At 48.0% G+C, this 3,668-nt stretch carries 5 protein-coding genes; all 5 read left to right on the forward strand.

Annotated elements, in window-relative coordinates:
- Nucleotides 1–53 precede the first annotated feature (53 nt).
- The 5 genes from AC5I6P_RS02815 to AC5I6P_RS02835 all read left to right on the forward strand — a co-directional run bounded on the left by AC5I6P_RS02815 (nucleotide 54) and on the right by AC5I6P_RS02835 (nucleotide 3,324).
- Nucleotides 54–458 carry a tyrosine-type recombinase/integrase gene (locus AC5I6P_RS02815; protein WP_495692247.1) on the forward strand — a complete coding sequence of 135 codons (405 nt, stop codon included), beginning with the start codon at nucleotides 54–56 and terminating at the stop codon, nucleotides 456–458.
- 154 nt (nucleotides 459–612) lie between these two features.
- On the forward strand, nucleotides 613–1,101 hold the full coding sequence (locus AC5I6P_RS02820) for a hypothetical protein (RefSeq protein ID WP_495692243.1): 489 nt from the start codon (nucleotides 613–615) through the stop codon (nucleotides 1,099–1,101).
- A 290-nt stretch (nucleotides 1,102–1,391) separates the two neighbouring features.
- Nucleotides 1,392–1,907: a hypothetical protein gene (locus tag AC5I6P_RS02825; protein WP_495692244.1), complete on the forward strand. Its 516-nt coding sequence runs from the start codon at nucleotides 1,392–1,394 to the stop codon at nucleotides 1,905–1,907.
- A gap of 133 nt (nucleotides 1,908–2,040) precedes the next feature.
- The gene (locus AC5I6P_RS02830; protein ID WP_495692245.1) at nucleotides 2,041–2,805 is read left to right on the forward strand and encodes a ParA family protein; all 765 of its coding nucleotides are present in this window, start codon (nucleotides 2,041–2,043) and stop codon (nucleotides 2,803–2,805) included.
- Nucleotides 2,806–2,898: 93 nt separating this feature from the next.
- Nucleotides 2,899–3,324, forward strand: a complete 426-nt coding sequence (locus tag AC5I6P_RS02835; RefSeq protein ID WP_495692246.1) for a carboxysome distribution maintenance protein McdB — start codon at nucleotides 2,899–2,901, stop codon at nucleotides 3,322–3,324.
- Nucleotides 3,325–3,668: the final 344 nt, after the last annotated feature.

Genomic DNA, 3,668 nt, shown 5'->3' on the forward strand with positions numbered 1-3,668 from the left:
TGATCATGCATTATGGCTCTACCATACGTCCTAACCTGGATTAGTAGGGCTATATCTATGGAGCAAATGGGTCTGTAAGAACAAAGCTCACGTTTCGTAAGAGCAACACCAAAGGCAAATTGAAAACGCGATCATTTCCGGTGCGATCTGAACTAGTAGATCTGCTCACGCGTCATCACCCTCAAGCCGGAAAGCGCTACTTATTCCCCGGTCGTCATGGTCGTGGGCACATCCACCCTGATTCGGCGGCTCTGATTTTGCGAGAGGCGTTTGCAGAGTCGGCGATTGAGGGAGCTAGTACCCACAGCTTCAGGCGCACGGCATTGACCCGACTTTCTAACGCGGGTGTGCCCCTGCGCGTGATTCAGGAGATCTCAGGACATGAGACATTATCAGCATTGCAGAAGTATTTGGAAGTGATGGAGCAGCAGGTAATGGATGCGATTGCCAGTCTTTAGTCCAACCCATCGCGCTTCCCTTTCAGCACAAAGTCTAGCGTATTGCCTGTTGAATTCACGCTATAGGAACTACTGAAGTCTTCCTGCCATCGAAATTACATACCCTTGCCATGCTCCGCGATTACATTGAGCTTCGGTAGTGAGGAAACTAGGAATGCTAGCCAAAAAGCGAATCTACATGGCGGTCTCGTTATCGTTGAGCGTCGCCCTTCCATTAATGTTGGGTTCTGCGCTCATCGTCTCGGCAGTACCTGACCAATTCAAATTGCCTCGGAAGCCTGGGCTTGTCTCGCAATGCCCTGCACAGTCCGTATCGTCATCGCAGACTCAACCACTTCATCCCACTGATGTCGTGATTAAACCCTGGAAAGGGCGGCACCACGTCTATGCTTATTTTGTCGTTCCACCGGGTTATCGGCCTAGCCCATTCTTTGAGGTGATGGTTGGGGGCGCAAAGAGCTACTGCGGTCAGACTCAATTGAGTCGGACGACGCGTGGCCAGATGGGGTCAGTTTCATCAGAACATCAAGTTGTGAAGGGGTGGCTCAGAACTCGAACGGCAATGTGGCTGATTCTCAGTGGGAAGACTGAGGAGTTGGCTCAGTCGGGGAATTGGCTCCTGCAAATTGAGAAAAGCAGTTGACTCTAGGACGCTGAAATACTTTTTCACAAAGGGAGTTTGATGACCCTAAAACCTGCTAACCCTGCCATAACGCTTTAACTTATGACACATTGAGACAGCTTCTTTAACTGCTGCTCTAAGGTAGCGACTCGCTCCATAAGCAATTCGACTGAATTAAGGTCAATGCGTCCGAGATGTGGAGCAATGGGTGAAGCGGCAGAATATTCAGCATACAGTGAGGTACAGGACGCCGAATCCAAAACGGTTTAGGGACATTCGGTAGTCAGTACAAATTGAGTTTGCCTATAACGATGAAGCCTCTAATCTTGAACTGGCTGGCGATTGGTGTTGCATTCCTTGCCCTTACTAGTTGTACTGGGGAAAATGGGATGATGCCGCAAACTCTGTGCAATACTGCGATCGCTGTCGCAACTCAAACCTGGGAGGTGGAGTATTACATCAATAAGACGAGTGGCGGATTCAACACACAACGCAAGCAGGCCTTTCAAAGTAATACCCTGACAAATTTCAACGGCGAGCGACCCGTGGATGCGGTTTCAAACGACGACAACGGGACTTGGTGGGCTGCTTTGCCTCCCCGTCCGACTGCCGATGAAGTGGATCAGCATCGTCAAACTCAGGAACAGAATGGCTCGCCTCTGTTACAGCGTTCCGTTAATTATCAGCTGCGCTGTGAGAATAGAGTGTTGCAAACGGATGCCGAAACGTATCGAGAAGCATCAAGGGGAATCCGTGCAGGTCAATCGATGCGAGTTAGCTACCTTGGCAATCGGGCATTGAAGATCAAAGCGAATGAGCAACCGTAACTCTTGGTGGTTGATTGAAATTTCCAGAAGTCAAAATCAAAGTGTCTAGAGGTGTAGATATCTAGATATCTACACCTCTAGACACTTTGATTTTAGCGATGTATTCTTTGTTTATCGAATTAAGACAACTCTCATGCAAATTTGCTCCTGTATCTCGCTTTCAGGCGGACAGGGAAAAACGACTAGTATCTTCTTTACTGCCCTTCTTCTGGCTCAACAAGGGAAGAAAGTGTTAGCGATCGATTCCGACCCCCAAGCTAATCTCACCTTCTATCTCAATCACGAAGTTCAGCCTAACCAGCCGAGTTTATTTGAGGTGCTGACTGGAGGGGTAAAAACTGAAGACGGCATTTACCCCACGGGCTACGAGAACTTATTTTTGATTCCTGCTGATCGCGGACTCTTCAAAGTCTCAGATTTTCTCAGCAGTAGTGGAACTGGAGCCTTCATTCTCAAACTACGGCTCAAGTCAGTGGCAGATTTGTTTGATTACGTCCTCATTGATGTACAGCCGTCGCGATCGCAGCTTTGCCTAACGTCAGTTGGCGCATCAGATTACGTCCTCATTCCTGTCGAAGCTAATGTGAAAGGGATGAACAGCCTGATCGACACGTTGGACTTCCTAAGAGAGCAAGAGAACCTGATGGCATTTACGGGCAAGGTTTTAGGGATTGTGCCCTTCCGCGATCGCTGGGTTGGCAATACTCAAACGCTTGAAGGCAGACAGAACATTGAGGCGATGAGAGAGTTTGCAGGCGACATCCCGCTCCTTCCCTCCATTCGGGAGTCTGAGAAGTTCAAAGCTGCCATTCGACAAGGGAAACTACTTTCCGATTTGGGACAAGCAGACTTGCAATACCCATTCGAGCAAATTATCAAAGCGCTGTCTGATAACTGATGAATACAAGTAATATTGATATCTAGATATCTAGATATCTGCAAGTCTAACGCTCTTACTGTTGCCAGTCTGTCTTCTAACCACGAGCCGATTATGTCTGATGCACTCGAACGCTTAAGAAGTCGAAACCGTCCAACTGTCCCCAATCGAGATGCTTCATTAGCTCCTACCGCCCTCTCTTCTACAAGTCAAGATATCTCGACATCTAGAAGGCTAGATATCGAAAGCTCTAATACTCCAGCAGTTCAGCAGCCCAGTACTCAAGAAACGTTGAAACCGTTAGAGACAAAGCAGACGACGCTGAGGTTTGAGAAGGAATTGAGCAATCGCCTCCATGATCTATGCCGCGAGAACGACATTTGCCGGGAGGTATTGATCGAGGCCATGTTTGAGTACTGTGAGGGAAATTCAGACGCGCTAGAGGCTGTTCTAGGGGAAGCTGTGAAAAAGAATGAGTATCGACAGCAGATCGCGAACCAGAAGCGGGCGAAGTCGATGATGCAGCGGTTTGGAAGCTAGGTGAAGTGCTATTTATTGCTAAAGGGTTAAGCCGTAAATTGGCATCGATCCGAGATACGTGTAAAAATTTATCATATAGGCATCAAAGCTTTGCTGGATAGGGTTTGCGGCGACCGAAATGAAAGCATTGACTGTTTGCTGGGCAGGCAATCATTCGGTTATTTGTAGCGCTGAAGCTCAGATGAGCAGATTCCTCCGGTGGTACCCAAGGAATTCAAGGTGGTCTGCTTCAATCACCCCCACTAATAAGTCGGTCAGTCTGGAAAGCTTCACATTTAATATGTTAGCCTCTGCAAAGTTCTCAATTAAACATGAATCCTTCCCGACAATATCGGCGCTAGCAA

The sequence above is a fragment of the Myxacorys sp. genome (assembly GCF_059501405.1).

Bases quoted from the DNA above. Each gene is read 5' to 3' on its own strand.
- AC5I6P_RS02820 (WP_495692243.1), top strand. From the start codon at position 613: ATGCTAGCCAAAAAGCGAATCTACATGGCGGTCTCGTTATCGTTGAGC.
- AC5I6P_RS02825 (WP_495692244.1), top strand. From the start codon at position 1,392: ATGAAGCCTCTAATCTTGAACTGGCTGGCGATTGGTGTTGCATTCCTT.
- AC5I6P_RS02830 (WP_495692245.1), top strand. From the start codon at position 2,041: ATGCAAATTTGCTCCTGTATCTCGCTTTCAGGCGGACAGGGAAAAACG.
- AC5I6P_RS02835 (WP_495692246.1), top strand. From the start codon at position 2,899: ATGTCTGATGCACTCGAACGCTTAAGAAGTCGAAACCGTCCAACTGTC.